Origin of the sequence: Brevundimonas subvibrioides (assembly GCF_027271155.1) — a bacterium.
GTDB lineage: Bacteria > Pseudomonadota > Alphaproteobacteria > Caulobacterales > Caulobacteraceae > Brevundimonas > Brevundimonas subvibrioides_D.
The window spans coordinates 2,547,532-2,574,362 of sequence record NZ_CP114542.1 but is presented as its reverse complement, the minus strand read 5'-3'; the positions used below and the strand labels follow the sequence as shown (position 1 = coordinate 2,574,362).

Annotated in this window: 31 protein-coding genes, 1 tRNA gene and 1 pseudogene; 21 read left to right on the top strand and 12 right to left on the bottom strand. The window is 65.2% G+C overall.

Annotated features, from left to right (window positions below):
- Positions 1-424 precede the first annotated feature (424 nt).
- The 7 genes from O3139_RS13045 to O3139_RS13015 all read left to right on the top strand — a co-directional run bounded on the left by O3139_RS13045 (position 425) and on the right by O3139_RS13015 (position 7,852).
- Positions 425-982, top strand: coding sequence for a hypothetical protein (locus O3139_RS13045; protein ID WP_269514478.1), 558 nt, complete (start codon positions 425-427; stop codon positions 980-982).
- Positions 979-1,593, top strand: coding sequence for a hypothetical protein (locus O3139_RS13040; protein WP_269514477.1), 615 nt, complete (start codon positions 979-981; stop codon positions 1,591-1,593). Before O3139_RS13045 ends, O3139_RS13040 begins: the two co-directional genes overlap by 4 nt.
- Before the next feature lie 3 nt (positions 1,594-1,596).
- A complete protein-coding gene (locus O3139_RS13035) occupies positions 1,597-4,950 on the top strand; it encodes an ATP-dependent helicase (protein ID WP_269514476.1) in 3,354 nt (1,117 codons plus the stop codon).
- Positions 4,951-5,036: 86 nt separating this feature from the next.
- Entirely contained in the window at positions 5,037-5,531 is a 495-nt protein-coding gene (locus O3139_RS13030) for a hypothetical protein (protein WP_269514475.1), read from the top strand.
- Positions 5,532-6,017: a DUF7665 family protein gene (locus O3139_RS13025; RefSeq protein WP_269514474.1), complete on the top strand. Its 486-nt coding sequence runs from the start codon at positions 5,532-5,534 to the stop codon at positions 6,015-6,017.
- Complete coding sequence (locus O3139_RS13020; RefSeq protein WP_269514473.1) at positions 5,971-6,492, top strand: hypothetical protein; 522 nt, start codon at positions 5,971-5,973, stop codon at positions 6,490-6,492. Before O3139_RS13025 ends, O3139_RS13020 begins: the two co-directional genes overlap by 47 nt.
- A gap of 1 nt (position 6,493) precedes the next feature.
- Positions 6,494-7,852: a hypothetical protein gene (locus O3139_RS13015; protein ID WP_269514472.1), complete on the top strand. Its 1,359-nt coding sequence runs from the start codon at positions 6,494-6,496 to the stop codon at positions 7,850-7,852.
- A 495-nt stretch (positions 7,853-8,347) separates the two neighbouring features.
- Here the strand turns inward: O3139_RS13015 and O3139_RS13010 are convergent, their stop codons facing one another.
- Positions 8,348-8,833 (bottom strand): hypothetical protein, encoded by a 486-nt coding sequence (locus O3139_RS13010; RefSeq protein WP_269514470.1) that lies wholly within the window; start codon positions 8,831-8,833, stop codon positions 8,348-8,350.
- Entirely contained in the window at positions 8,830-9,492 is a 663-nt protein-coding gene (locus O3139_RS13005) for a hypothetical protein (protein WP_269514469.1), read from the bottom strand. Before O3139_RS13005 ends, O3139_RS13010 begins: the two co-directional genes overlap by 4 nt.
- A 313-nt stretch (positions 9,493-9,805) precedes the next feature.
- On the opposite strand from O3139_RS13005, the gene O3139_RS13000 reads away from it, so the two are divergent.
- From O3139_RS13000 to O3139_RS12990, 3 genes are all read left to right on the top strand, one after another.
- Positions 9,806-10,084: a hypothetical protein gene (locus O3139_RS13000; RefSeq protein ID WP_269514468.1), complete on the top strand. Its 279-nt coding sequence runs from the start codon at positions 9,806-9,808 to the stop codon at positions 10,082-10,084.
- A gap of 188 nt (positions 10,085-10,272) precedes the next feature.
- The gene (locus O3139_RS12995) at positions 10,273-11,631 is read left to right on the top strand and encodes a site-specific DNA-methyltransferase (protein ID WP_269514467.1); all 1,359 of its coding nucleotides are present in this window, start codon (positions 10,273-10,275) and stop codon (positions 11,629-11,631) included.
- Entirely contained in the window at positions 11,628-12,110 is a 483-nt protein-coding gene (locus O3139_RS12990) for a DUF5681 domain-containing protein (RefSeq protein ID WP_332108841.1), read from the top strand. The genes O3139_RS12995 and O3139_RS12990 overlap by 4 nt, the downstream gene beginning before the upstream one ends.
- On the opposite strand, the gene O3139_RS12985 is transcribed toward O3139_RS12990, so the two are convergent.
- Positions 12,103-13,110 (bottom strand): hypothetical protein, encoded by a 1,008-nt coding sequence (locus O3139_RS12985; protein WP_269514466.1) that lies wholly within the window; start codon positions 13,108-13,110, stop codon positions 12,103-12,105. The two genes, O3139_RS12990 and O3139_RS12985, sit on opposite strands and share 8 nt — an antisense overlap.
- Between O3139_RS12985 and O3139_RS12980 the strand changes: the two genes are divergently transcribed.
- From O3139_RS12980 to O3139_RS12965, 4 genes are all read left to right on the top strand, one after another.
- Positions 13,079-13,291, top strand: coding sequence for a helix-turn-helix domain-containing protein (locus O3139_RS12980; RefSeq protein WP_269514465.1), 213 nt, complete (start codon positions 13,079-13,081; stop codon positions 13,289-13,291). The two genes, O3139_RS12985 and O3139_RS12980, sit on opposite strands and share 32 nt — an antisense overlap.
- A 150-nt stretch (positions 13,292-13,441) precedes the next feature.
- A complete protein-coding gene (locus O3139_RS12975; protein WP_269514464.1) occupies positions 13,442-13,921 on the top strand; it encodes a DUF3489 domain-containing protein in 480 nt (159 codons plus the stop codon).
- Positions 13,918-14,307, top strand: a complete 390-nt coding sequence (locus tag O3139_RS12970) for a DUF2924 domain-containing protein (protein WP_269514463.1) — start codon at positions 13,918-13,920, stop codon at positions 14,305-14,307. The genes O3139_RS12975 and O3139_RS12970 overlap by 4 nt, the downstream gene beginning before the upstream one ends.
- 2 nt (positions 14,308-14,309) lie before the next feature.
- On the top strand, positions 14,310-15,887 hold the full coding sequence (locus O3139_RS12965) for a recombinase family protein (RefSeq protein WP_269514462.1): 1,578 nt from the start codon (positions 14,310-14,312) through the stop codon (positions 15,885-15,887).
- Between the two features lie 373 nt (positions 15,888-16,260).
- Here the strand turns inward: O3139_RS12965 and O3139_RS12960 are convergent.
- Positions 16,261-16,350: transfer RNA gene (locus O3139_RS12960), tRNA-Ser, on the bottom strand.
- A gap of 164 nt (positions 16,351-16,514) precedes the next feature.
- On the opposite strand from O3139_RS12960, the gene msrA reads away from it, so the two are divergent.
- Complete coding sequence (msrA, locus tag O3139_RS12955; protein WP_269514461.1) at positions 16,515-17,159, top strand: peptide-methionine (S)-S-oxide reductase MsrA; 645 nt, start codon at positions 16,515-16,517, stop codon at positions 17,157-17,159.
- On the opposite strand, the gene O3139_RS12950 is transcribed toward msrA, so the two are convergent.
- From O3139_RS12950 to flgF, 7 genes are all read right to left on the bottom strand, one after another.
- Positions 17,160-17,672: a hypothetical protein gene (locus O3139_RS12950; RefSeq protein WP_269514460.1), complete on the bottom strand. Its 513-nt coding sequence runs from the start codon at positions 17,670-17,672 to the stop codon at positions 17,160-17,162. It lies immediately after the preceding gene.
- 5 nt (positions 17,673-17,677) lie between these two features.
- Positions 17,678-18,091, bottom strand: a complete 414-nt coding sequence (locus O3139_RS12945) for a hypothetical protein (protein ID WP_269514459.1) — start codon at positions 18,089-18,091, stop codon at positions 17,678-17,680.
- A 23-nt stretch (positions 18,092-18,114) separates the two neighbouring features.
- Positions 18,115-18,378 carry a hypothetical protein gene (locus O3139_RS12940; RefSeq protein WP_269514458.1) on the bottom strand — a complete coding sequence of 88 codons (264 nt, stop codon included), beginning with the start codon at positions 18,376-18,378 and terminating at the stop codon, positions 18,115-18,117.
- Positions 18,379-18,656: 278 nt separating this feature from the next.
- Entirely contained in the window at positions 18,657-19,382 is a 726-nt protein-coding gene (flgH, locus tag O3139_RS12935) for a flagellar basal body L-ring protein FlgH (RefSeq protein ID WP_269514457.1), read from the bottom strand.
- Positions 19,383-19,394: 12 nt separating this feature from the next.
- Positions 19,395-20,015, bottom strand: a complete 621-nt coding sequence (locus O3139_RS12930) for a flagella basal body P-ring formation protein FlgA (protein WP_269514456.1) — start codon at positions 20,013-20,015, stop codon at positions 19,395-19,397.
- A 4-nt stretch (positions 20,016-20,019) separates the two neighbouring features.
- Positions 20,020-20,808, bottom strand: coding sequence for a flagellar basal-body rod protein FlgG (gene flgG / locus O3139_RS12925; protein ID WP_269514455.1), 789 nt, complete (start codon positions 20,806-20,808; stop codon positions 20,020-20,022).
- Positions 20,809-20,868: 60 nt separating this feature from the next.
- Positions 20,869-21,606 (bottom strand): flagellar basal-body rod protein FlgF, encoded by a 738-nt coding sequence (gene flgF, locus O3139_RS12920; protein ID WP_269514454.1) that lies wholly within the window; start codon positions 21,604-21,606, stop codon positions 20,869-20,871.
- 179 nt (positions 21,607-21,785) lie between these two features.
- Here flgF and O3139_RS12915 point away from each other — a divergent pair, with 179 nt between their 5' ends.
- The 6 genes and pseudogenes from O3139_RS12915 to O3139_RS12890 all read left to right on the top strand — a co-directional run.
- On the top strand, positions 21,786-22,454 hold the full coding sequence (locus O3139_RS12915) for a flagellar basal body-associated FliL family protein (RefSeq protein WP_269514453.1): 669 nt from the start codon (positions 21,786-21,788) through the stop codon (positions 22,452-22,454).
- A gap of 66 nt (positions 22,455-22,520) precedes the next feature.
- Positions 22,521-23,609 carry a flagellar motor switch protein FliM gene (gene fliM, locus O3139_RS12910; RefSeq protein ID WP_269514452.1) on the top strand — a complete coding sequence of 363 codons (1,089 nt, stop codon included), beginning with the start codon at positions 22,521-22,523 and terminating at the stop codon, positions 23,607-23,609.
- A 1-nt stretch (position 23,610) separates the two neighbouring features.
- Complete coding sequence (locus tag O3139_RS12905) at positions 23,611-24,291, top strand: DUF6468 domain-containing protein (RefSeq protein WP_269514451.1); 681 nt, start codon at positions 23,611-23,613, stop codon at positions 24,289-24,291.
- Positions 24,292-24,362: 71 nt separating this feature from the next.
- Entirely contained in the window at positions 24,363-25,331 is a 969-nt protein-coding gene (locus tag O3139_RS12900) for a MotE family protein (RefSeq protein WP_269514450.1), read from the top strand.
- Positions 25,332-25,411: 80 nt separating this feature from the next.
- Positions 25,412-25,669, top strand: coding sequence for a DUF3297 family protein (locus O3139_RS12895; RefSeq protein WP_269514449.1), 258 nt, complete (start codon positions 25,412-25,414; stop codon positions 25,667-25,669).
- Positions 25,670-25,798: 129 nt separating this feature from the next.
- A pseudogene (locus O3139_RS12890) lies at positions 25,799-26,032 on the top strand (transposase); the annotation flags it as partial.
- Positions 26,033-26,193: 161 nt separating this feature from the next.
- On the opposite strand, the gene O3139_RS12885 reads toward O3139_RS12890, so the two are convergent.
- On the bottom strand, positions 26,194-26,817 hold the full coding sequence (locus tag O3139_RS12885) for a hypothetical protein (RefSeq protein ID WP_269514448.1): 624 nt from the start codon (positions 26,815-26,817) through the stop codon (positions 26,194-26,196).
- Between the last annotated feature and the right edge of the window lie 14 nt (positions 26,818-26,831).

Below are 26,831 nucleotides of genomic sequence, written 5' to 3'. Positions count from 1 at the left end.
TAGCAGGCCTCCGGAATGTCTCTTCAGCGGAAGGTTCACGAAACGAGTGATTCCTCCTTAGCGGCGTAACGGCATTCCACGCTGGATGTCAGACCGGCATCCCGGATCCAAAAACCCACCGCAGGTTGCCCGGCAAAGGGTGCCATTCTGCCTTGGCGCGACCGCGGGTTGACGCGCTCCACGAATTCTCCCCCAAAGTGCGCTCTGTAACTGTAGAGTTCTGGCTGCGGTGGGGGCTTCGCCAAAAATCTATCGAAGTGCTTCCGGTTTTTTTCAACCAGCTTCGCTCTGCTGAAGGAGTGCGTCGACGATCGATTGAGGGTGAGAAATGGAAACACAAGACGAGGGACCTGATCCCAACGACCTTGAGGCTTGGCGGCTGGCCATTCGAGACCAATCGCTTCCGGCTATTCGGAGCGAGAGCATGGTTGCAGCCGTCCAACAGATCGATCTCACCGCGCACCGACATGTGGTTGGCGCACTTATGGATGAGCTTAACCGTCGCATACTCAGGACCCTCAGGAGCGTGGTTGGAACCAACCGGCGTGACCGCGGGTGGAAGATCATCGAGGAAGTGCACGGCCAGCTGATCGAAGCCGTACTGGATCCCACATCGGCGGACGGGGCCGGCATGCGGGAAGCCTTCTTCGCTCGCCTTAAATTTCGGGCGCACGACGAGATCAGGCGTGAGATGCGAGAGGATAAGCGCCGCGACGACGCAGCCGGCGGGGATGAGGGCGTCCTATCGCGTTGCGCGGTGCCCGCCGTTCAGGAGGGCGAGGCCTATGTCGAGAGCGTCCTCAGAAAAATGAAGGACCCGCGCAAGGCACTCGCAATCCGTCTGTACATGGATGGTGCCCAGCGTGGCGGGACTAACGGCCACTCGATTGCCCGAGCACTCGGGGTCTCCACAAAAACGGCGGAGACCTGGGTGAAGGAAGCAAAGGAAGAACTCAAAACGATCTTGGGAGCTGAGCTATGACGGACCAAACCAAAGCCACGCGGCGAGACGAGGTCCTTTTCGCATTCTATCGCGACTGCGCGTCGCCGACGGTGGATGACATCATCCGTTGGACCAAGCGCTATCCGGAATTCGCTGACGACATTCGCGATCACGCGGGTCTCATGCGCGAGTGGGGAGCCGGCACCGGCGATGCGGTGGAAGAAGAAATCAGCGAGCAGATGCTGAGCCGCGCCCACAGCCGGACCCTCAACGCGATTTATCGTGCCGAGATGGCATCGCAGTCGAGCGGCGGGAAGCAAGCGACCTTCGATCAACTCCTCGGTGCCGTGGGCCTTACCAAGCCTGAGCTAAGCAAATCGCTGGATATCGGCCGCGATGTGATTGCCGCACTCTTCAACGGATGGATGAAACCGCCTGTCGGATCGCGGCTTACCCAAGCCCTGCTCGACAAACTCCGAGTGACCGCCGCGCAGTTTGATTGGGCAGTGAACTACGCTGTCGACCATCCCCAAGTGGGACATGCGAAGGCGTCCAAAACGCCGACCGTGGTGCAGTCGAGCTACGCGGAAATCGTTCGCAAAAGTACGATGTCGCCCGAGCGGATATCGTACTGGCTTGAGGACGCATAAGCGATGGACGCCTGGCGTGACATCCGGCTGAAAGCCAGGCGTTGTCATGGACTCGCCCTGGCGCGAGCGAACGGCGATCGCCGCGGCCGGGCGCTCGTTGATGCGGCGATCAAGGAAGGCGACTTGGAGCTGAAGCCTTGCGATCCGGGCGAGCGTTTTGGCGACGGGGTCTACGGCATGTTCATCCGAGACGATGGACTTGTTTATGTGGTGCGCGGTCAGGATCCTAAGGACGAAGTCGTCGTCATCGCGCACGAGATCGGGCACTCGCAACTGCACCACGACGCAACAACGGAAGTTCGCAGCGTTCAATCCCAGCTCGGCGGCGACATCATCGACAGCGGCGCTGGCGTGGTCGAAGGTCACTCGCCGCGCGAGCGGAAGGAAATTCAGGCGGATGTGTTCGCCGGTGAATTTCTCTGTCCGGCCGATTGGCTGCGTAGCCGGCTGGTCGGACAGCGCCGCCGTCCTTCAGAGATCGCTGAAGAGCTCGGCCTTCCCTATGGGTTAGTGCTGAACCAGGCGATCCGCGCCCTACTACTTCCTCCGCTCATGGCTCCGCCAGCTGCACAGCCGGGCCCAGCTGTCGCGTTGGATGACAGCCAGCAGAAAGCTGCCACTTGGTCCGGCGGGCCGCTCTTGCTCGATGCAGGCCCAGGCACCGGGAAAACGCGCACCCTGGTACACCGGATCGGGCACGTACTCCGGGCCGGCGCGCTCCCCGGTACATTCCTCGCACTCACCTTCTCCAACAAGGCTGCGGAGGAAATGCGCGAGCGGCTGTCAGTCTCGCATCCCGATGAATCCATCGAGATGTGGGTCGGGACGTTCCACCAGTTCGGGTTGGAGCTCGTCACGAAATGGCCGAGCCGCGTCGGCCGCACCGCGAACGTCAAAATCCTTGATCAGACGACCCAGTTGGCCTTGCTCGAGGACAATCTCACGCGCCTGCCGTTGCGGCACTACCAGAACCTCTATGAGCCGGCCTTCGAGCTGGTCCACGTGCTCGGCGCGATCTCGCGCTGCAAAGACGAGCTACTCTCGCCCGAGCAATATCTGGCGGAAGCGGAAGCTGCGTTGGCATTGAACCCCGGCGATGAAGCGGCCGAGAAAGCCGTCGAAGTCGGGCACATCTACAAAATCTATCAGGAGCTGCTGCGCGAAGCGGACGCCATGGATTTCGGCGATCTCGTGATGCTCGCGGTGCAGCTCGTTACCGACCACGACGATATTCGCAACGAGTATCGTGAGCGTTTCCAACATATCCTGGTCGACGAGTATCAAGACGTGAACCTCGCCAGCGCGCGCCTCCTGCAGGTACTCGCGGGTGCCTGCCAGGATGTCTGGGTGGTCGGCGATCAACGCCAGTCGATTTACCGGTTCCGCGGTGCGGAGCCCGCCAACGTCGGACGTTTCCAAACCGATTTCCGCGGCGCCAAGCTCTCGCTCACAAGTAACTACCGTTCAGGCGGGCCGGTCGTGCGCGCCTTCTCCGCATTCTCAAGGCACATGGCGGCCGATCCCGGCGCAGCCGCAAATTGGAATGCGCATCGCGGTGAACTCGGCGAGGTGACGCTCACCGTCGCCGACACCGTCGCCGAGGAAGCCGCAGCTATACGCGATCAGATCGAAGCCTTACGCGCCGCCGGCATCGCCTATCGGGACCAGGTCATCCTCGCCCGCAGCCACCTCACGCTCTCGCGCATCACTGGCGTGCTGGAACAGCTGAACGTGCCGCTGCTCTATCTCGGCGACTTGTTCGAGCGCGACGATATTCGCGACCTTCTTTCGCTCGTTGCCATCGACGCCGAGTTCGGTGGGATTGGCTTGGTGCGGCTCGCCCAGCTACCTGAGTACGGTGCGAGCAAAGCCGACGCCCTCGTTGTTATTCAGTGGGCCGAGGAAAACGATGCCACGATCTTCGACGCCCTCCATCGGCTGACCGAGATGGAAGGGATTAGCGAAGCGGGCAAAACCGGGTTGTCAAAACTCGCTGGGCAATTGGCCGGGTTTGGTTCGGCGACCTCACCTTGGACACTCGTGACGAGCTGGTTGTTCGAGCGGAGCGATTACCTTCGTCCGCTGCTCGAATCTAACCACCCGAAAGCGCAGCAACAACTGATCGCCATTTATCAGCTCCTAAAAGTGTGCAGCGAGCAACGCGACCTGCACGGCGGGTCCGCCCTGCGCGATCCTGGCCGTAAAGCCTTTCTCGAGCGCATCCGCCGGATCGAGGCGTTAAACCAGGATAGCCGATACCGGGCCGTCGTCTCGGAGGCCTCCGACTTCGACGCCGTCCGCGTCATGACCATCCACGGAAGCAAGGGGCTGGAATTCCGGGGTGTCCATCTTCCCGCGCTAGCTACACGCTATATGCCCAGCAACCGCCAATGGGCGCGGTGCCCGCCTCCGGCGTCGCTGGCTAAACTGGTGATGCAGAAGGAGGATCACGACGCCGAAGAGGAATGTCTTTTCTTCGTCGGCTTGTCGCGCGCACGCGACTATCTCTGCCTCAGTCGCGCCCAACGGTACACACAGGTCAATGCCAGCGCTTCCAAGTTCCTCGATACGGTCGCACGCCACGTAATGGTCACGCGGTTCGCTGGACCCGCTCCCCAGGTCCAACCGGCTCCCGTGTGGGCGCCGCGTGGACGGCAAGATAGCTACGCTGAGCGCGAACTCGACATTTATCTACGATGCCCCGCCCGCTACCAGTACGAAGTGGTCGATGGATTACGGGGTGGCCGCGAGGCCTCGCCTTACCTGCGTTTCCATCGCTGCGTCTACCGGACCATGGCGTGGCTTGAGCAACAGGCACGCGACGGAGCGCCAGCAAGCCCGGAGCAGGCTCGCGCAGAACTCGCAAGGCAATGGGAGATGCACGGGCCAGTGCATCATGGCTTCAATGGCTACTACCGGTCCGCGGCGGACAGCATGGTGGTCTCCATTGCAAGGCTCATTGCCACCGAGGCGGGCGAGTATGACCGCGAGCCCTGGTCCGTTCAGCTCGAAGGACGAGTGGTGACATACGAGCCGGACCGGGTGGTGCTGGTCGCCGACGGAAGTGTGCGTGTTCAACGGGTCCGTACCGGTCGCAAATCCAAGTCAGAGGCGGAGAACCGCATCTATGCGCTCCTTCGGCGCGGAGCCGCTCAGCGTTACCCCGGGTGTCGCGTGTCGGTGGAAGCCTACTACCCCGCGACCAACGAAGCGGCGCCGATGGAGGCGGGGAAAGACGACAAGCTTCTTGGCGAATATACCGACGCCATTACCGGGATCGAGCGGGGGGAATTCCACCCGAAGCCCGATCCGCAACGATGCCCCGGTTGCCCCTGCTATTTCATCTGCGGGGCATGATCTCGGCCTGACCGGCTTCCGGTTTTCTCGGCCTGACGTCGCTTCCTTTTCAGAACGCCATTCAGGCGGACGGAAAGGACACCGACATGACCACCATCGTTTTCATCCAAGTCCAGGGCTCGGACAGCCTCGTTGAGGCGACCCTGCCGGCGGAACCCACCTACGAGCAGCTCTTCGAGATCCTCGCCAAGCTCGGCGTCGAGCTCGGCGACGACAGCTTCGTCTTCCTCGATGAAGAAGACGAGCCGCTGAAGCGCAAGCCTAAGAAGGGCGAGCTGCTCCTGCCGATCAAGCGGGGCTGCCGGATCCACGTCACCAAGTGCCGCAAGATCAAGGTGACGGTGAACTACCTCGAAAAGACGGCCGACCAGACCTTCGCGCCCGGCGCTCGCGTCAAGAAGGTGAAGGCCTGGGCGGTCAAGACGTTCGGGCTCGACGCCAACGACGCTGCCGAGCACGTGCTCCAGCTCTGCGGCTCGACGGACCGCCCGGCCACGGACACGCCCCTGCGCCAGCTGACCGCGGCACCGGTCTGCTCGGTCTGCTTCGACCTTGTTCCCGAAAAGCGCGTCGAGGGCTAGATGAACATCGCGGTCTCTCCCGACCGGCTGCTCCTCGACCAAGACCTCGCCGCGCCAGAATTCCGGTGCGGCGAGGTGGAGGGGCGCTGGCGCCACGTGGCCACCGACTGGCCCTACGTCTTCATCGCGGTCGCCGCCGAAGCCCGGGAAGTCGGACCGGAAGAATATGCCTTCCGCTACGAGTGCTCCGGCTATCGGCAGACGCCCGTCACCGCCCAGCCCTGGGATGTGGCGGCCAACAGCCCGCTGGCGTTCGACCGCTGGCCCACCGGGAAGACGATCATCCCGTCCATCTTCCGCCCCGACTGGAAGCTCGGTGTCTGCCTCTACCTGCCCTGCGACCGGCTCTCGATCGAGGGCCACGACGCCTGGCGCAACGACCATCCGAGCCGCCTCTGGCAACCCGGCCGCGGCATCATCTGCTACCTGGAGCAGCTTTATGATCTCTTCCATCAAAGCGACTATTCGGGCGCTCGTCGCGCCTGACCACCGCCTCAGCTGTCCCTCTGTGCTGTGGGACGCGGTCGTCGCCGAACTCGACCGGCGGGGGGAACGCCAGCACGAAGCCGGGGTGTTCCTGCTCGGCCAGCTGCGGGGCGGGCGGCGCGAAGTGACCCGCGTCGTTTTCTATGACGAGCTCGAACCTGAAGCTTACGACAGTGGGGTCTGCATTCTGCATGCGCCCGCCTTCGCCAAACTGTGGGCGCTCTGCCGCGAACACCAGCTGACCGTGGTGGCCGACATCCACACCCATGGCGGCCGCGCCTTCCAAAGCGAGGCCGACCGGACCAATCCGATGGTGGCCCGCGCCGGCCACGTCGGAATCATCCTGCCCAACTTTGCCATCGCGCCGATCCCGTGGGGCGAAGTCGGCATCTACGAATACCAGGGCAGCCACCGGTGGAGCGACCGCTCTCCCAAGACCAGCCCCGGCTTCCTCTACACCGGCCCTTGGAGCTGACATGACCGAGCCGCTTCACTCGCGCTTCAACCGAACTGCCAAATACTTCATGGACAACGGCCGGGCGCAGACCGCCGAGGAGGCGATGGGCCTGCTGGAAAGCTTCGGCCTGACTATCGCCGTCGGCCCGGAGATTCGCAGCAGCCCCGCCGCGCAGATCGCGCTGCTAACCCTGGTCAACCTAGCCCGCCGGACGTTTCTTGGCGGCGTTCATGTAGTCGGCCCGCTGGACGTGCCCGTCCTCGTGCCGCTGTCGCTCCAACCCTCGCTGGCTGACGCCGTGCTTGACCTCGGAGGGCATGTCTCCGAGATGGCCAAACCACGCTGCCCGGTTGCGATGATCGGCACGGCTGACGTGACCGCCTCGGGCTCGCCGGTGTGGTGCATGACCTGGGAGGGATGGCGCGGAGGGGTGGTTCCGTCTGACGAAGGTTGGCGCCTTGCCGATGACGAGCAAGTGCCGCTGGCCCCGGCGCTGGCGGCGGCGATCTGCGCCGCGGAAGTCTTCGCCTACCATGCGGGCGACCACCCGATGGCGGGCAAGCGAGCGGCGGGGTTCTCGCTGTGGCAACCCGGTTCGGACTGGACGATCGGCGACCTTGGCGAGCCTGACCTGAGCTTCCTGCCGTCAAAGCTCTGGCTGATCGGCCTCGGCAATCTCGGACAGGCCTATGCCTGGCTCCTCGCTACGCTGCCTTATCCTCGCGGCGGGCTCGAGCTGGTTCTGCAGGATGATGATCGGCTGGTGGAATCGAATGACAGCACGTCCGTGCTAACCCGTCTGGACATGCTGGGCCAGATGAAGACGCGCATGGTCGCGGCCTGGTTGGAGGATCGTGGTTTCGCCACCTTTCTTGAAGAGCGACGTTACGGCCACTGGACTCGCCGCCAACAGCATGAGCCGGGCGTCGCCCTGTGCGGGGTGGACAACCCCATCGCCCGCGCGGCCCTCGAAGATGGTGGGTTCGGTCTAGTCGTCGAATCGGGGTTGGGTGCGGGCCCGCAGAGCTTCCGCAATGTTGCGATGCATGTGTTCCCCGGCGCGCGGACCGCCAAGGCGATTTGGCCGTCGACGGTGATGGCGGGCGGACCGAATGTCTCTCACATGCCGGCCTATGCCGCGCTGAAGGAGAGAGGCCTAGACGCGTGTGGCCTCGCGCAATTGGCCTCAAGGACGGTTGGCGTCCCCTTCGTGGGCATCTTTGCGGGTGTGCTGGTGATTTCGGAGCTTTTGCGTCGCCTGCACGGCGGACTTGCGATGGACGTTTTGGCAGGAGCCCTGACTTGCCTCGATGATGTTGAAGGAGGGGTAGCGGTCGGCGGAACCTACGAGCATGGATATGTGGTGGTCTCGAAATAAGGTGCGCGGGTAGATGGCCCCTTACACCAATAGAAAGGCTTAGCCGGACAAGCGAAGAGGCTGCTGAAGACCGGACTCGGCCGTTGGAGAAATCAATGGGATTGCACACGAAGGACGGCCGGCCGCTGCAGGTGTCTGGCGACAAAGTGTACAGCCGTTCGGGCCAAGTCGTAGGACGGATTCACGGCGACAGGGTTTACGGCCCCGATGGCCATTATGTTGGGACTATAGTCAGCGACAGGCTCGTTTATCGTTCGACCCATAGCGCCTCCACTAAGTCACCGTTTGCCGCCGCCAATAAGGCGGGTAGTGGGGCGAGCAATCGAGGTGGCTCTGGCCTGTGGGGGGATGAGCCCGATATCCCCGATTGATTGCGCTATACGATCCGCGCGCACTAAGGCCGACGATATCAAAGCTACCGCCAATCGGACGTAGGAGCGTCCGGGTTCGGGCGCCACGTCAATGTCTGCAACTGGCGCTGTTCAGTCGCTAGGCTTAGCGGTCCGGTCTTGCTGCCGCGCGACGGACAGCCTTCTCTTCTCTATCCGACTCGATTTCTGCGAGTGACTTGAGGCGTTCCAAGCTAGCAAACTCGCCCGACAACGAGGGTGGAATGCGGAAATGAGCGCCGGGTTCTGCCTCCTGCGCCAGCCGCACAATGCTGGGGCACCAAGCCATGAAGAATGCTGCTTGCCCCCACCGACCCAAGCCGCCGTACCATTTCATATGGGGGAACACCGCGATCAGCCCGGAGGCCTCAAGTGCCGCTCGCTCAAGCTGGACCCGGCGCATGTTTCCGTCGCCGGAAACGACCAAGCGTCCGCCGCGGGCCCCAAACTCTTCAATCCATCCGACATCTGGCTGGCCCCGTTGAGCCAGTTCTTGCGGGGTCTCTAACTCGATTTCGGGCGGAACTCGGATCGCTCGTATTGCATCGACGATGCGAGGATTTATGCATTCGTCGAAGCGGATAAGCGTCAAGCTGCGATACGCCGTTCAAAAGCGACAGCTTGATCCACCGCCTGGCCTGTCACGCCAAACCAATCTGCAGCCTCGGCCGTTCCGTCCACAAACGCTGAGTTGGCCAGCGTCTCTGTGGGTACCGATGTGGTCTCCTCCACCACAACAGGCCGGCCGAACGCCCGGGACGGGTCAATGCGAACTAAAGGCATCTCGTCCGGAAAGGGCTCAAGCCATGCAGCCCGCCCGCTCTTGAAAACAACACGTCCAGCCAGCGCCGGCCGAAGGATCTCCGGATGTAGATAGGCGTCAGTGAGCAGATCGATGATGCGGTCGCCGTTCAGTTCAAGCACAGCAGAGCCGTCTGTAGTGAGGGTCCGCTCGCGCGCTAGCGGATGTGGATCAGCCCACCGCAGACGCATCGCGTCCATTGCCTTTCCAAGTCGACGACGCGGAATGCCTTCAGAGAGGAGGTAGTTGACGGCACGCGCTTCGATCAGCCCGTCGAATGACAAGGCAATCCGGCCTGCGACTGACGGCAGATCAGTCTCAATGAGCGGCGGACGTCCAGATAGCCAAGACGCCACTTTGGTCGGCTCAACGTCCAGCAGCACTGCAACCTGCGTTGTGGTAAAAGCCCCTCGCCGGCCAAGTTCGATCCAATCCGATGGTGTGCGCACTGCGTCCTCTCAGGCTTTGCAATCGGCCTTCGACCTAAGCCCCAGAACATTACGCCGCTTGAATGCGAAGGTCGACTTCTCGGCAGGGCATCAACGTCCGGTCTTGGCGCTTACCGGCCATGAGAAACGTTGGTCCTCCGATCGATTTCGATGTGCTGTATGGCGGCTGCCTGATGTGAAGGGCAGGGCGGTGCCTTTGGCGTCGGCGCGATGCAGACCCTGCAGATAGCGTGGAATGACTGCGGGATGCGGTCAGGGCCGCGAGGAGAACTCGCGATCATCAATGGCCCGAGGGCCAGATTCAAGGTCACGCATGCTGAATATCGACGACTTCAATCTCCTGCCCGTACCGTCCCTTTCGGGTGCCCCCTCCGAAGAGAGGTCGCAAATGATCAGGGAAAGGGTGCTGGCCTGGCTGGCCGGAAAGACGAAGGGACGCACTACCCTCTGCGTCGGCTGCCTGGTGATGGAGGGCGCATTCTGGCTCGCCGGCCCGCCCGCCGCAGGAAAGCAGGCATGGATGGTCGAGTATATCGGCACCGACAGTGGCACCGGACTGGATGTCATCTCGGCCAGGATGCTGCGAGCCTGAGATCGACCCTCGTTCGGGCGGGCCGACGGTCCGGCCGAACGAGGGTTGATTCCGTCCGCGAGATATGGCCACAACCGCCTTGGCGTCCCCACACAGGCACCGGCTCCCCGGAGCACTTCGCTTTTACGGCGAGGTGCGTCTTGCGGCAGGGGCCAATCCGGTTCCCTGGCGAGACCAGGGAGACTGAGATGACGGAACACCCGAACATCCACGCGTGGGCGCCGCAGGTGGTGATGAGGCCGCCCGGCGAACTGAAGCCGGCGCAGCGCAACGCCCGGAGGCACTCGCAGAAGCAACTGGCGCAGATCGCCGCCTCGATCCGTCAGTTCGGGTTCACCAACCCGGTCCTGACGGACGCGAGCGGGCGGATCGTCGCGGGCCATGGCCGGGTTGAGGCTGCGAAGTCGCTGGGGATGGCCGAGGTGCCGACGCTGGCGCTGTCGCACCTCTCGGACGCCGATCTGCGCGCCTATGCCTTGGCCGATAACCGTCTGGCGGAGAAGTCGGGCTGGGACGACGATCTACTAAAGCTCGAACTCGGCGAACTGGAGCTGCTGGTTGACTTCGATCTGGAGGTGACGGGCTTCTCGACGGGAGAGATGGAGGTGCTGCTCGACGGCGGATCGGCGAAGGACACCGCGCTCGACGCCGCGCCGGAGAAGAAGCGCGCGACGGCGACGGTGGAGCGGGGCGATTTGTGGACGCTCGGCGATCACAGGCTGCTGTGCGGCGACGCTCGTGAGCCGAAGGACTTCTTCAGGGTGATGAGCGATGACCGGGCCAGGTTGGTGTTCTCGGATCCGCCTTACAATGTCCCGATCGACGGCTTCGTCGGCGGTCTGGGAAAGGTGAAGCACGCTGAGTTCGCGATGGCGTCGGGAGAAATGACGCCGGCGCAGTTCACTGAATTCCTCGCCGCTGCCTTCCGTAACGCCGCCGGGGTCTCCATCGACGGGGCCGTCCACTATCAATGCATGGACTGGCGCCATGTCGAGGAGATGATGGCGGCCGGACGGACCGCCTATTCGGGTCTGCTGAACGTATGTGTCTGGGCCAAGGATACGGCCGGGATGGGGTCCTTCTACCGGAGCCAGCATGAGCTGGTCTTCGTGTGGAAGGTGGGTCAGGCCGCGCACCTGAACACCGTCGAACTGGGGAAGCACGGCCGTTTCAGGACGAACGTCTGGAACTGCCGCGGCGTGAGGAAGACCGGGAAGGGGTCGGAGCTCGAGCTGCACCCGACGGTGAAGCCCGTGTCGCTAGTGATGGACGCGATCAAGGATGCCTCGAAGCGGGGCGAGGTGGTGCTCGACTGTTTCGGCGGCTCTGGCTCGACGCTGATCGCGGCGGAGAAGACGCGCCGCAGGGCAAGGCTCATCGAATATGAGCCGACGTACTGCGAGGTGACGATCGGCCGATGGGAAGCGCTGACCGGAAAGTCGGCGGTGCTCGCGGAGACGGGCGAGACCTTCGCTGAGCTTGGCGCGCGCCGTGCGGCAGAGATGGAAGCCCGTGCCGACGCTGCCCTCGAGATGGAGCCGGCATGATGGAAGAAGAGGAAAGGCGCGACGGACGGTTCCGGAAGGGGCAGTCCGGTAACCCGCTCGGCCGCCCGCGAAAGGAGCCCGAACGACACCGTCTGCCGATGGTCAATCGACTGGCTGCATTCGAGGTCGCCGAGACGCCGATCACGATCACCAACCGGAACGGCGAGAGGGAGACGACGACCGTTTATCGCGGCGTCCTGATGGCGGTGGCGCAGAAAGCTCTGGCCGGCCATGCGCCGTCGCAGAAGCTGCTTCTGCAGCATGTGGACAGCGCAGCCGGCGTCTACGGCGACACGAACGCACTCGTGCAGTTCCAGTTCCGCGAGATGGCCAGGCTTGAGGCCTTGGTGGATGCCTATGAAAAGAAGGCCGAAAAGCAGAGGACGGGCGTTCTGGTGGTCTCCCAGGAAGAATGGGACCGTCGCATGGCCGAGAAGAACAGGCTGTGGGAGGAGCGGAAGGTGCGCAACTTCACCTGATCGGGTTGATCATAATGCGTCGTAGCCGGGCGTAGGCGTCTTCGAACCAGCGCAGATCGTCTTTGCTCTCCTCCTGGCCAAATCTGAGGCGGCGGTGTTCGACAAACATCGCCGCCCAGAGCGCTGCAGGCCCGAGGTCGTCGAAACTCTCGGGCCGCCGTCCGGCCAAAGCCATCTGGATGGCGTCGGGCGTCTCAAGCCCCGCGAGCGCATAGCCGTCCACCAGGTGAGCCAGATCGACCGATTCATCTGCATCGACCTGTTCGGGCAGGGCGTCGAACATCCCCTGCTGCACCAGCCGCATCCATGCTGGTGCCGAGGAGGGCAGCGCTGGCTGTCGCGCCAGATGAGCTTTCAATCTCAGGACTTCCCGGGCGTGGGCATCGCCGAACAGCCGCTCGATCAGCATGTCCATTGTTGTGACGGTCTCGAACCGGCCCCGACCCACCTTCCGCAGATCTGGCCGTTCGGCCTTCTTGCCCTGACTGTTGGCCTTGGCGTGCCGGACGTTCTTGTCCCCTAGTGACGGGAGAGGCTCGCCCGGCGCTCCTCCGAACCAGCGCCAAGCCGTAGTGGTGAAAGTGGCAGGATCAACCAGCATCCAGATCACACACCCGCTGGGCTTGGCCGCCAGGGCGGTGTGGATATCGACGTCGGCGCGCTTGCCGTCCGCACGCATCGCCTTGAGCTGGATGTGGCGCAGGACCCCGTCCGCCTCCAGGGCAAGGTCGAAGCCCGAGCCGTCGAACTCCGCCCGCAGCACCTCGCACCGGCGGCCCGAGCGAAGCAGGGCTCGCGTCAGGTCACCGAGGAAGATGTGCTCAAAGACCTTCTCGCGGAGAACCGAGGCGTGACTGGACCAGGCGTCGAACATATCCGGGTGGTCGCTCTGGGCATCGATGAAGTCCAGCGGAAAATGGGTATCATAGTCCGTGGCCCGATGGTCATCCTCGCCGACGATTGCGGCGATGGAAGTCCGCAGGCGGCTCGCCGCTAACATGAAGCGCCTACGGAAGGCCAAAGGCTGGTCGCAGGAGGTGCTAGCCGACGCCGCAGGCGTGGACCGTACCTATGTGAGTGGTATTGAGCGACTTGTTCGCAACCCGACCATCACCGTCCTTGAGCGGATTGCGCAGGCCTTGGATACGCCAGCCGGACATCTTCTCGATCCCCCGACTTAGGCTCGCCGGCTCTCTGATTTGGACTGGACTTCGCTCGCGACCAGAGCGTGATGAGGACGCGCCCGGCGGAGAACGCCGGGCCCGCCCACGGCGTCTCGCGACCGGGGCTTCGGGTCGTGCGGCCATCCCGCCGCTAATCGGAGCCACCCAATGACCGACAAGCTCTCAACCGCCCAGGGCATTCTTCTGCGCCGCATCGCCGAGACCGGGGATGAGCCTTTCGAGATCGCGCCCCGCGCCCGTGCGACCGCCGTCATCTTGGCCCGGCGAGGCCTCCTGACCGGGGAGAGCGATCTCTGGAGCCTCACGCAAGAGGGGCGCACCGCCATTGGCCTGACGCCGCAGCCGGTGCCGCCCGGAGACTCCCAGGCACCGGACGTCTCGGTGGAAGCGTCGCCGCCCGTTAGCGGTCGAGTACCCAAGCCCGGCACCAAGGCGGCGACCGTGATCGAGATGCTTGGCCGGCCCGACGGCGTGACGGTGGCGCAGATCTCGGACGCCACCGCCTGGCTACCGCACTCGGTGCGGGGCTTCATGGCCGGGGCCCTGAAGAAGACCCATGGCCTGGCCGCGACCTCGGAGGCCGGCGAGGGCGGTCGCCTCTACCGCCTGACCGGGGCCGCCTCGTGAGCCCCGACGAGGCGGCCGGGGCGCTGGAGACGATGAGCCTGCAGGAGCTGCGGCAGGAATGGAGGACGCGCTTTGGCGCGCCTCCGAGCCTGCGATCGGTCGAACTGGTGCGCCGCAGCCTTGCGTGGCTGATCCAGACCTCGGCCTTCGGCGGCATCGACCAGACGTTGCGTCGCCAGCTTCGCGGACAGGCGGCGCGGGGCGGCGAGGTCGATGACGGGGCCCGCATTGTCCGGGAGTGGCAGGGTCAGCGTCATGAGGTGGAGAAGGTGGAAGGCGGCTACCTCTACGCCGGCCGACGCTGGAAGAGCCTGTCGGGCATCGCCACCGCCATCAGCGGCACTCAGCGCAACGGGCCGAAGTTCTTCGGCCTGCGGCAGGACTGACCGTGGCACCCCGGCTACGCTGTGCGATCTATACGCGGAAGAGCTCAGAGGAGGGGCTCGACCAGAGTTTCAACTCGCTCGACGCCCAGCGCGAGGCTTGCGAGGCCTATGTGAAGTCGCAGGCCGGGGAGGGGTGGCAGTTGCTGCCGGCCCGCTACGACGATGGTGGCTTCTCCGGCGGCAACATGGAGCGGCCCGGTCTGGTCCGCCTGCTGGCGGACATCGACGCGGGCAAGGTGGATGTGGTGGTGGTCTACAAGGTCGACCGCCTGACCCGGTCGCTGCCGGACTTCGCCCGCATCGTCGATCGCTTCGACCGGTCCAGCGTCTCGTTCGTCTCGGTGACCCAGGCCTTCAACACCACGACCTCGATGGGCCGGTTGACGCTCAATGTCCTCCTGTCCTTCGCCCAGTTCGAGCGCGAGGTCACCGGCGAGCGTATCCGCGACAAGATCGCGGCTTCAAAGGCCAAAGGAATGTGGATGGGCGGCAACGCCCCCTTTGGCTACCTCCCGCACGAGAGGACCCTGACGATCGAGTCGGAGGAGGCCCGCACCGTCCGCTGGATTTTCGAACGCTATCTCGAGCTGGGCTCGGTCCACGTCCTGTGCCGCGAGATGAAGGCGGCCGGCGTCCTGTCGCGCAGGCGCACTTCGGGCGCGGGCAATACGACCGGCGGGACGCCGTTTCCGCGCGGCGCGGTGTTCGGCATGCTGCGCAACCGGGTCTACGTCGGCGAGATCGTGCACAAGGAGAAGGTCTGGCCCGGCCTGCATCCGCCGATCCTCGACCGCGACCTGTTTGATCGCGTCCAGACCCTGCTCGACGCCAACACCACCCCGCGCCAGCAGAGAGTCCGGCGCTCGCCCGCGCTGCTCACCGGCCTGATCCGCGATGCGGCGGGCCAGCCGATGAGCCCGGTAACCGCCCGAAAGGGCGACGGCATCTACCGCTACTACGTGAAGGCGAAGGTGCAGCAAGGACAGCTCGCCGACGCGAATGACGACAGCCTTCGACGGGTCGCCGCGCCGGCCGTGGAGCAGGCGGTCGCCAACACGCTGCGTGAGCTGATCTGTCAGCCGCTGGCGGACTGGGCGGCGCTGCGAGATCTGGTCACGGAGGTGCGGCTGCATCCGGAACGGATCGTGCTGATTCTCAGCCTGTCGGCCCAGGCCCGGGCGATCCACGATCTGCCGCCGCCCGACGACGCAGGCGTCATACGGCTGATCGTGCCCGTGGCGCTGCAACGTCGCGGCGGGCGCGCCTGGCTCGAGCGGGGTGCCCATCAGGATCGTCGGCGCGTCGATCGCACCCTCGTCGCGGGTCTACGCCGCGCCCATGCCGAGCTGGCGAAGGCGGGAATCCATACGGCAAGTCGTACGCCGCTCTGGCGTGACGCGACCGGCGTCAACGATCCCTACATCCGCCATCTGGTCCGGCTGGCCTTCCTCGCCCCCGACATTCAGCAGGCGATCATGGACGGACGTCAGCCCGTGGGCCTGACGCTGCAGTCCCTGCGCGATGTGGACATCCCGGTCTCATGGGATGCGCAGCGCAAGGCCCTCGGCTTCTCCGTCTGACCGGACAGTCTGCAGGCCCTGATCCTCGCCTTCGTAGGTCCTGATAAGCTGCGCGGCAGGGCCTGTTATCGCCTGTTCCTGATCGCGGTGGGTTGACGATCAACGGAGGGCGAAGCCGGGCCACGTCGGGGTTTGCGAGCTTTGGCGCAAATCCGCCTCCCCGAAACGTCCTCGAAATGCGGGATAACAGGAAAACAGGCACCCAAACGGTGTACGGCCGTAGACGCGCAGAGTCGCGCCCAAAGGATTGAGGGCGAAACAGGCAAGAAGGCGGGATTTCTACCGAAAGCGGTTCAGGAACGGGCCGAAAAGGGCCCGGAATTCCGGAGGCTTTGGCGCTGAAGGCTAAGATGAGACCGCTGGGCGGGGACGGTGGCGGACAGAGAGGGATTCGAACCCTCGGTAGGCTTTCACCTACACACGCTTTCCAAGCGTGCGCGATCGACCACTCCGCCACCTGTCCGTTTGACCACACGGCAAACCTCCCCGGAGGTCGCCCGGGGAGGGCAGGCTGATAGAACAGGCGGACGCGTCCGGCAAGCGTCGTCTGGCCCCCGACCTCTGGGCAAGACCGGGCCGGGTACCCATATGGCTGCCATGTCCTTTTTCTCGCGGATGTTTTCGACCATGAGCGCCAAGACCACCCTGCCGACGCCCGACACCGCCCTGCCGGGCCGTGCCACGCCGCTGCCGACCGACGAGGTCCATTTCGTGCTGGGCCGCCCGCTGAAGGGGCCGCATCCGGAAGGGTTCCAGACCGCGATCTTCGGCATGGGTTGCTTCTGGGGCGTGGAGCGCAAGTTCTGGACGCTGCCGGGGGTCTGGGTGACGGCGGTGGGCTATTCCGGCGGCATCACGCCCAATCCGACCTATGAGGAAACCTGCACCGGCCTGACCGGCCAGACTGAGGTCGTCCAGGTCGTGTTCGATCCGGCCAGAATCACCTATGCCGAACTGCTGAAGACCTTCTGGGAAGGCCACGACCCGACCCAGGGCATGCGCCAGGGCAACGACATCGGCTCGACCTACCGCTCGGCGATCTACTATCTGGACGAGGAGCAGAAGGCCCGGGCCGAGGCGTCGCGCGACGCCTATCAGTCGGCCCTGACGAACGCCGGTCGCGGCACGATCACGACCGAGATCACCCGGGCCGGGCCCTTCTATTTCGCCGAGGGCTATCACCAGGGCTATCTGGCCAAGAACCCGAACGGCTATTGCGGCATCGGCGGCACGGGCGTCGTCTGTCCGATCGGGGTCGGCGTCGAGGCCTGATCAGTCGCAGAGGGCGAAGAACCGCTCGATGTCCGCCCGGGATTCCGGGTGGGCCACATAGGTCTCGCGGCTGTCGCTGCCGGTCCACTGCGCGATCCAGCCCAGGCGGCGAAAGCTCTGGAACACAGGGATTTCGGCCGCGGCCGAGGCCGTCAGAAGATCGTCGTCCGAAAGCTGCGACGGCTCGCCCTCGGCAGCGAACCGTTCGGTTTCGCCCCCGGATTCCAGCAAAAGCGTCCGCGCGCCCATCGGCGCCGTGGCCGTGATATCGACGCGCGACGACCCGGCCGCGCAGTCCAGTCCCAGCCTGAGATCGTCGCTTTCGGCGATGCCATAGGCCAGCCGGGCGAAGCCTTCGTCGGTCGTCAGGTGCCAGTCGTAGCCTGCGACCGGTTGCGGCGCGGCAATGGCCGCACGCGCTGGAGCCTTGCTGACGGGTTCGACGCTGGCACAGGCCGAGGTCAGGACGAGGGTCCCCAGTATCGATAGCCAGGCGAACGGGTGAAGGGGCATGGGGGTCATCCTGCGCAAAGCTCCGCGAACCGTCTCAACCTGCCCCGGTGGGTGGCCGGGACCTCCACGGTCTGATGCCGCTCGCCGACCGCCACGTCGAGCGTGCCGGTCACCATGAACGCGCCGAACACCGGATGGTCCGTTCGGAGCACGACAGATTGCCGATCGCTGACGCGCGTCGTTTCGGCGGTGGCGGAGGCACCGCCGGAGGTAAGGGTGGCGAACCCCGATCCGCCCGGTCCGCCATACAGATCGACACGGGCCACGCCGGACCCGGGCGCGCACTGGAAGGTCGTCCGCAGTTGCGCCGTGTCGGGAACCTCGTTCGCGAGCACCAGAGGCCCCTCGCCCTCATAGAGCGTCCAGGTCCAGCCGCCCTGAAGGGCAGCGGTCGCTGCGATGATGGCCAGAAGGGTCAAGGATCCGTCCCGTCGACGGGCCGTCAGGCGCGACCCATCGAACAATAGGACAGAAAATCACCCACTGCGCGACGTTCATCGGCCGTGGCCATCAGCTGGAAAGATCCCGCGTCGCCAAGCACGGCCATCCGGCCTCTGCTGGCCAGATCGCCTTCATGCTGAAGGCTCCAGCTCATCACCGGTGCGGCCTGAACAGCGTCCTCCCAACGGGCATCAGCCGATCGCGACCGGGCCGCGACGGCGAGGAGGCCTCGGGCGCAGACTGCGGGGATCAGAATCTTGAACATGGCGGGAACCTTGCGTCTGATCGTCCAACGCGGGTCCCCGTTAACGGTTCACGCCCGAAATCTGGCCAACCCCGCGCTCATGCAGCGAGCGACCGCGTCGCGAGCGTTAGCGCCTCTAGCCAGAATGCGCTCATGCAGCGAGCGACCGCGTCGCGAGCGTTAGCGCCTCTAGCCAGAATGCGCTCATGCAGCGAGCGACCGCGTCGCGAGCGTTAGCGCCTCTAGCCAGAATGCGCTCATGCAGCGAGCGACCGCGTCGCGAGCGTTAGCGCCCCCGCTCAAAAGGGACTGAACCGCTCGACCAGGCCCTGCGCCGCCGGTGTCGCCTGGACGCGGCTGATGTCACCGCGGCCGCCGTAGCTGATGCGGGCTTCGGCGATCTGGGTGTGGGCGATGGTGTTGGCCGAGGAGATGTCCTCGGGCCGGACGATGCCGGCGACGGTCAGTTCGCGGACCTCGCGGTTGGTGCGCACTTCCTGCCGACCCTGGATCACCAGGTTGCCGTTGGAAAGGATGTCCGTGACCACCGCGGCGATGGTCAGGCTGACCTTCTCCGACCGGCTGACCGAGCCGGTGCCGTTGGCGTTCGACGACCCTTCGAGGCCGACCAGATTCTGTGGAGTAAAACCGCCGGGAAAGGCGCGGCCCAGGCTGTTCTCCAGCCCGAGGAAGTTGGTCACGCCGCCCGCGATATCGTTGGTCCGGCTGCGGCTCGTGGTGTTCGATGTCTGCGCCTGATCGTCGATGTCGATGTTGACAGTCAGGATGTCACCGATCTGGCGCGCGCGCTGGTCGCCGAAGAAGGCCCGCGCGCCGGCCCGCCACAGCGAGTTGGCGCTGGCCGAGCGCGGTTCCGGGACCGTCGTATAGGCCTGGCTCACCGGCACCAGCTGGGCCGGGTAGCCGATGGGGGCCAGCTGCGGCCCCTGGACCGTCTCGACCACCGTGGAGCAGGCTCCCAGGGTCAGCGAGGCAAGGGCGAGGGCGAGGATGGACTTACGCATGTCGGGATCTTTCTAGCGCGAGGCGAACTGGAGCTGGTCACGGGCGGCCTGGGCCTCCGGGCCCGTGATGGCGCGGCCCGGGCCGATGGCGACGGCATCGATCGTGCGGCCGGAAACGACGTTCAGGATCGGCACGCTCTCGCCGGGGGCGGCGTCGCGGGTGGCGCGTCCGGTGACCGTCAGCGTCACGCCGCCGACGGCATAGGCGACCTCGACCATGTCGTTGCGGGCGATCACGCGGGCCGCGCGGGCCTGGCGCTGCAGGGGGGCCGCGACGGTGGGCGCGGGCGGGGTGACGGCCGAAGGGCCGGCCGTCGCAGCCGTCACGATATTGCCGCCCGTGGCCGGGGCCAGCGAGGCCTGGCGGACCACCACGCGACGCAGGCCGTTCGGATTGGCCCATTGCAGCCCGTTGCGGGAGGCGATGGCCTGGAGCTGGGACGCCTCGAACACGACGGACGGCCCCGCCCGGCTGGCCAGAACGAAATTGGCGGCCGGTCCGGCCCCGTCGAACACGTCGCCCAGGGTGACGCGGCCGTCGTCGTCGACCGGATTGGCCTTCAGGGTGACCGGCCCGGCGAGGGCAGGGGAGGCCAGCAGGCCGAGCGCGGCGATCAGGGAAAGAGCCCGCATGATCCTAGCTCTTCACCTGGGCCGAGACGCTCATCATCTCGTCGGCGGTGGTGATGACCTTGGAGTTCATCTCATAGGCCCGCTGGGCGACGATCAGGGCGCTGATCTCGGTTACGGCGTCGACGTTCGACGCCTCGGTGTAACCCTGCAGAAGTTGCCCGAAGCCGGCGTCGCCCGGTGTGCCAGGGGTCGCCGGTCCGGAGGCGGCCGTTTCCAGCAGCAGGTTGTCGCCGATCGCCTCAAGCCCGGCTTCGTTGAAGAAGTTGGCCAGCTCCAGCTGCCCGACGACGGTGGGCTCCGGCGATCCGGCCGTGGTGACCTGAACCTGGCCGCTCTTGGAGATGCTGACGTCGATCGCGTCCTGCGGGATGGAGATGGCCGGTTCGACGGCATATCCGTCCTCGGTCACCAGCTGGCCTTCGGCGCTCAGCGAGAAATTGCCGGCGCGGGTATAGCCGATCTCGCCCGAGGGCATGGTGACCTGGAAATAGCCTTTTCCGTCGATCGCGATATCGTAGTCGTTGCCGGTCTGGGTCGGCGTGCCCTGCTCTGTGATCCGGTAGACGCTGCCCGCCTTGACGCCCAGACCGACCTGGATGCCCGTGGGGACGATCGTGCCCTGGCTGGACGACTGCGCGCCCATCCGTTCGACGTTCTGATAGATCAGGTCCTGGAACTCGGCGCGCTGACGCTTGTAGCCCACCGTGTTCATGTTGGCGATGTTGTTGGAGATGACCTCCACGTTCAGCTGCTGGGCGGACATGCCCGAGGCAGCGGTTCTGAGAGCGCGCATTATTCTACTCCATTGTCCCGGTCGCTTGGCGCGCGGCGCCTCGCGGCTTGAGGAACGCCATCATGATGACCGGCCCAGCCGCTCGACCGAGCGGCGGGACAGGTCCTGGACATTCTCGATCATCTTGGTCGCGCGTTCGTAGGCGCGGTTGATCTCGATCAGATTGGTGATCTCGATCAGGGTGTTGACGTTGGATCCCTCCAGCATCCCCTGGCGCACCTGCACGCCCGTCGCGTCGAGCGCGGGGGCATTGGAGGCATTGCGGTAGAGGCCGTCGCCGTCCTTGGACAGCACCGCCAGATCGTCGAACCGGGCCAGGGTCAGCGTGCCGAGGAGCTGGCCGTCCTGGCTGATCGTGCCGTCCTCGGCCACGGTCAGGGCTCCCCTGGCCGGATCGACGACGATCGGCCCGCCGTCGCCCAGCACCGGTAGGCCCGACTTGGTCACCAGCTGTCCCGTCGGATCGACCGTGAAGGCCCCGTCGCGGGTATAGGCCTCGCCTGCCCCGTCCTGGATCTTGAAGAAGGCCCCTTCGCCGTCGATCGCGAAATCCAGCGTCCGGCCGGTCTCGTTCAGGGCACCCTGGCCGAAGTCGCGGCCCACGCCCTTGTCCAGAACGAAGCTGACGCCCGGGCGCACGGCGTCGTTGCGGGCCCGCTGGCCGATCTCGGTACCGAGCAGCAACTGCTCGACCTTGAAGCCCGTCGTCTCCGCATTGGCGATGTTGTTGGCCGCGATGTCGAGCTCGCGGCGCAGCGTCATCTGGCGGGACAGTCCGATGTAGGCGGCATTTTCCACGGCGGCGAGGCTCCTTCGAACGGGTCCTCGCAACGACCGTGCCAACAGGGTTAATCCAGCGGTCGTGGGGCTTTCGGCGGGGGGGCGTCGTTCCGCACCCGGCAAATCTTGCCGGATTTACACCTCGCGTTAACCAAACGCGCCGCATCTCGGACATTGGGATTTTCCGGGACGCGCCGATGTTCAAGTTTGGCAAGAAGAAGGACAAGGCACCGGCCGACGCCGATGATGCCACCAAGCTGGCCGTCGCCCACGGTGCCGACGCGCAGGACGGCGACGACGCGCCCAAGAAGAAGAAACTGCCGCTGCTCTTCATCATCGCGCCCGTGGCCCTGCTGGTCCTGGGTGGCGGCGGAGCGGGGGCGTATTTCATGCTCCAGCCCAAGCCCGCGGCCGCCGGGGGAGAGCACGGCGAAAAGGAGGCCAAGGGCGGCCACGGGGCCGAGAAGAAGGAAGAAAAGAAGGGCGGTCACGGCGAGAAGAAGGAAGGCGAGGGTGACGAGGCCGATCCGTCGCTGGGCAAGATCTCCGAGGGCCCGGACGGCATCACCTTCTACACCCTGCCCGACATGGTCGTGAACATTCAGTCGCCGGACGGCAAGCCGACCTTCCTGAAGCTGACCCTGACGCTGGAGATGCACGACGCCGAACTGGCCGAGACCCTGCAGGGCCAGATGCCCCGCATGCAGGACATGTTCCAGGGCTTCCTGCGCGAACTGCGACCCGAAGATCTGGCGGGCTCGCAGGGGACGTATCAGCTGCGCGCCGAGATCCTGCGCCGGGTGAATCTGATCGCCGCGCCGTCGCGCGTTGACGCCGTGCTGATCGAAGAAATGCTGGTTCAATAGGCATGATGCCGAAACGTGTCAGCAGTTTCCGGATAAGCGCATCACCACCCGGCACAGGTGCGCCTGATGTCTGACACGGGCGTTGCCGACACCGAGCCGGGTCCCGTCGCTGCGGCCGAACCCTTCGCCGACTCCGAGAGCTTCGCGGACGACCGCCTGGGCGGTGCGACCGAACGCGTCCTGAACCAGGACGAGATCGACAGCCTGCTCGGCTTCGATATGGGCGACGAGGATGGGACCGAACGCACCGGCATCCGCGCCATCATCAACTCCGCCCTCGTCAGCTACGAGCGGCTGCCGATGCTGGAAATCGTCTTCGACCGCCTGGTGCGGTTGATGACGACCAGCCTTCGCAACTTCACCTCCGACAACGTCGAGGTCAGCCTCGACAACATCTCCTCGATCCGGTTCGGCGACTATCTGAACTCGATCCCCTTGCCGGCCATCCTGGCGGTGTTCCGGGCTGAGGAGCTGGACAATTTCGGCCTGCTGACGGTCGATTCCAACCTGATCTATTCGATCGTCGATGTGCTGCTGGGAGGCCGTCGCGGTACGGCGGCGCTTCGCATCGAGGGCCGGCCCTACACCACGATCGAGCGCGTGCTGGTCCAGCGGATGGTCGAGGTCATCCTCGCCGATGCCCAGGCGGCGTTCGAGCCCCTGACCCCGGTCCACCTCAACCTGGACCGGCTGGAGACCAATCCGCGCTTTGCCGCGATCGCGCGCCCTGCGAACGCGGCCATCCTGGTGAAGCTGCGCATCGACATGGAAGACCGCGGCGGGCGGGTCGAGCTCCTGCTGCCCTATGCGACGCTGGAGCCGATCCGCAAATTGCTGCTGCAGCAGTTCATGGGCGAGAAGTTCGGCCGCGACAACATCTGGGAAGGTCACCTGGCCACCGAGCTCTGGACGACCGAAACCGAGGTCCGCGTCGTGCTGGACGAGCAATCCGCGTCCCTGTCCACCGTCCTGAACCTGCAGGTCGGCGACACCTTCATGCTGAACGCGACGCCGGAGTCCGACGTCTCCATCCGCTGCGGCTCGATCCCTGTCACCACCGGCAAGATGGGCCGGAAGGGTCAGTACATCGCCGTGCGCGTCGATGCGCCCATCAGTATCGAGGCGGCCAACAGCCTCACCCGGGGAAGGCGCTGACATGACCGGCATGATCCTTGACGGCGTGCTTATGCTCTTGCTGGTCGCCGCCATCGCCTATGGCGTGCGGCTGGAGAAGAAGCTGACCCAGCTCCGCGCCGGCCAGCTTGCCTTTGCCGGTGCCGTCACCGAATTGAACGCCGCCTGCGGCCGGGCCGAGAGTGCCCTGGCCTCCCTGCGGGCCTCCGGCGAGGACGCCGACCTGCTGCACGATCGTATCATGAAGGCGCGGCAGTTGAAGACCGATCTGGAACAGCTGATCGCCAGTGGCGCACGCAGCGCGCCTCTGTCTCCCCGGGACGGGGTCGACGAAGGCTCGCTTGTGGATCGGGGAGCGGGTCGAAGCGAAGCGGAGACCGGCAGGGGAAGGCAAGGCGGGCCGGACTCCGATCGCGCGCGCATCGCCGGGTCGTCCCCATCCGGTCGCTCCGCTACCCCCTCACTCCTGAAGGCAGGGGCGACCGTCAAGGCTGCCCCGACCCGCGCGCCCGATCCCGATGACCGCGCCTTCCGCATGGCCGCGCTTGCCGAGCGCATCCAGGGCATGGCGGCCCCCGCCAAGGCTACCGCCGGGGCCGGGAACGTCCAGGCCATCCTGCATGCCCTGACCGCTAACCAAACCGCGAAGCAAAGCCTCAACCGCGCCAAGGCTAGCCTCGACGACGACCTCTTCGCCGCCTGAATTTTTAGTGCCCCGATGTTCGCCACCTGGTGGCGGACGCCGTGCGGGGCGAGACCACTGGATCGACGACAATGGCCAAGCTGCCCCGCCTCCTGCCCCTCATCGCCATCGCCATCGGCGGGGTCGTGGCCGTGCGGGCCGTCGGCGCGGGCCCCGGCCTGTTCGAGGGGGCCAGGGCCTGGGCCGAGGAGGCGACCACCGCCGTGGGCGAGGCCGCCGCTGCGCCCGCCGCCAACCGCCCTGCTCCGGCGGTTTGCGCCCTGTCGCCGGAACAGCTGGCCCAGCAGGCGGGGATCTCGCCGGCAGAGCTGCGCATCATCCAGTCCCTGTCTGCCCGCCGCACCGAACTGGACGCCCGAGACGCCGATTTCGCCACAACCCTGCCACTGATGGTCGCCGCCGAGGCCAAGCTGGACGCCAAGGTCCAGGCCCTGAACGCCATCAAGGCCGAGGTCCAGGGCCTGCTGGGTCAGGTCGACGAGCGCCAGAGAGCCGAGACCGAACGGCTTGTCGCCGTCTATTCCGCCATGCGCCCGCGTGAGGCCGCTGCCGTCTTCGAAACCCTGGACGACAGCGTGCGCCTGCCCATCGCCGCCGCCATGCGCCCGCGCGGCCTGTCGGCCATCCTGGCCCAGATGCCCGCCCCCGCCGCCCGCGAGCTGACCGAGAAACTGGCCCGCCGCTTCCAGGCCCAGCAGCTGGCCGCGCGCGCCGCCGCCGCTGCCGCTGCCACGCCGCCGACCACGGGTCCGACCCAGACCGCTGCCGCGACCCCGCCCGCACCCACGACGGCCGGCACCACGCCGGCCTCGAACACCACGGCCGCCACGCCGCCGACGACCCAGCCGGCCGCGAACCGTGCGCCCCAGACGCGCCCGACCCCCCGCCAGACCCGTCGGCCCACGACACCGACCCGGTCCAGCCCCCGTGCGCCTGCCGCAAACCAGGCCTCGGCCACGACCGGTCCGCAGCCTTACGCCCCGACGACGCCAACCTCTCCGCCGTCGAACCCGACCGCGCCCCGCCAGTCGGTGCAGTAAACGCCGCCCCACGGTTGGCACCGGGAGCGGGGAGGGGTATCACCCGCCTCCGCTCCGCTCCGCCGCTCGAAGGCCCCGCCATGTCCGACACGCCTCCCGACCGCCTCTCGGTCAACCCCGCCAGCAAATACTATGACGCCGACATCCTGGCGCGGGGCGTGGGCATCCGGTTCAAGGGCGAGGAAAAGACCAATGTCGACGAATACTGCGTGTCCGAAGGCTGGGTCCGCCTGGCCGTCGGCAAGCGCGTCGATCGCAAGGGCAATGCCCTGACCGTCAAGCTGCAGGGCCCGGTGGAGCCGTATTTCCAGAGCGGCGTGGTCGAGGCGGAAAGCTAGGATCCGCGAGGGCCCGGGCTCCCTCGCCCCCGCGTGCCGGCCGGGGCGACCGCTTGGGGGGATGATCTAGATGGCTGCTCCCGACCCCGATCGGTCGCTGTGCCTAAAGCATCGAGAAGTGATCATAGCGATTATGCCCGTGTCGACGTGACCACGAACTCGGCGGAAGGCTTCGTCGGTGTCTTCAAGAAGGGCATGAAGGGCGTCTATCAACACTGCTCTGAGAAACACCTGAACCGATACGTCACCGAGTTTGGCTTCCGCCACAACACCCGCGCCCTGCTGGGCATCAATGACGGGGAACGGACGGACCTTGCGATCATCGGATCGATCGGCAAGCGCCTGACGTACCGACAGACTGACCAAGCCTATGTTTGGGTTTCAGGCTTGGCGTCTGGCGAGGATGCGTCGGAAGAGGCCTTCCGCTTCTTGGGACTGATCTTCGGCTGCGGCGGGGTGGCGAGCATTCGCTTGATTACCTCGTCGCGACGCTTCTCTACGGCTGCTTCGGACACCCAAAACTCCTATGCGATGAGGGGCACGCCAACGATATGAGGAGAAACGCCATTAGGTCGAACGCGGACCAAATTGGGAAGGTTTTGGACAACTTTTGGATCATCCTTTTTCAGCAGATACCAGCGTCGAGCCGCCGTCGCCATAGCCTCACAGAATAGCTTAGCGTCTAGTTGTAGGGCGCTCTCAATAATTCCACCGTTATTCCTGGATATGTTCTCGTGTAGTGTCATGCGAGGGTTCGGGAGAGTGAACAGAATTCGATCGTATTGCGATCCGGGATGGGAAGCGAACATTCCATTGTGCAAAACACCACCCCTTAACGCCCAACAATCACTTGCAGTGAACACAAGAAACTCTTGGGAGAGGTAGGTTTCACACCACGCCACATAACGTCTCTGAATGCGGAAACGGGCATCTTCATCGTGTGCAGTTTCAAGAGACGAACATACGTCCGGCACTGACAGCGCCAAATGAAGTGCAGGATAAACTAGACCAGCCGCTATACACTTGAAAATCTCATCCAAGACGACTTCAAGCGGTGACGTTTCGGAAATCAGGTTGAGCTCTATAAACTCGAACCCAGTGTAAGAGATCAGCGAGATCGATTTCAACGCAGTTGTGCCGTCCCTCATTGTAGGCGCGCACC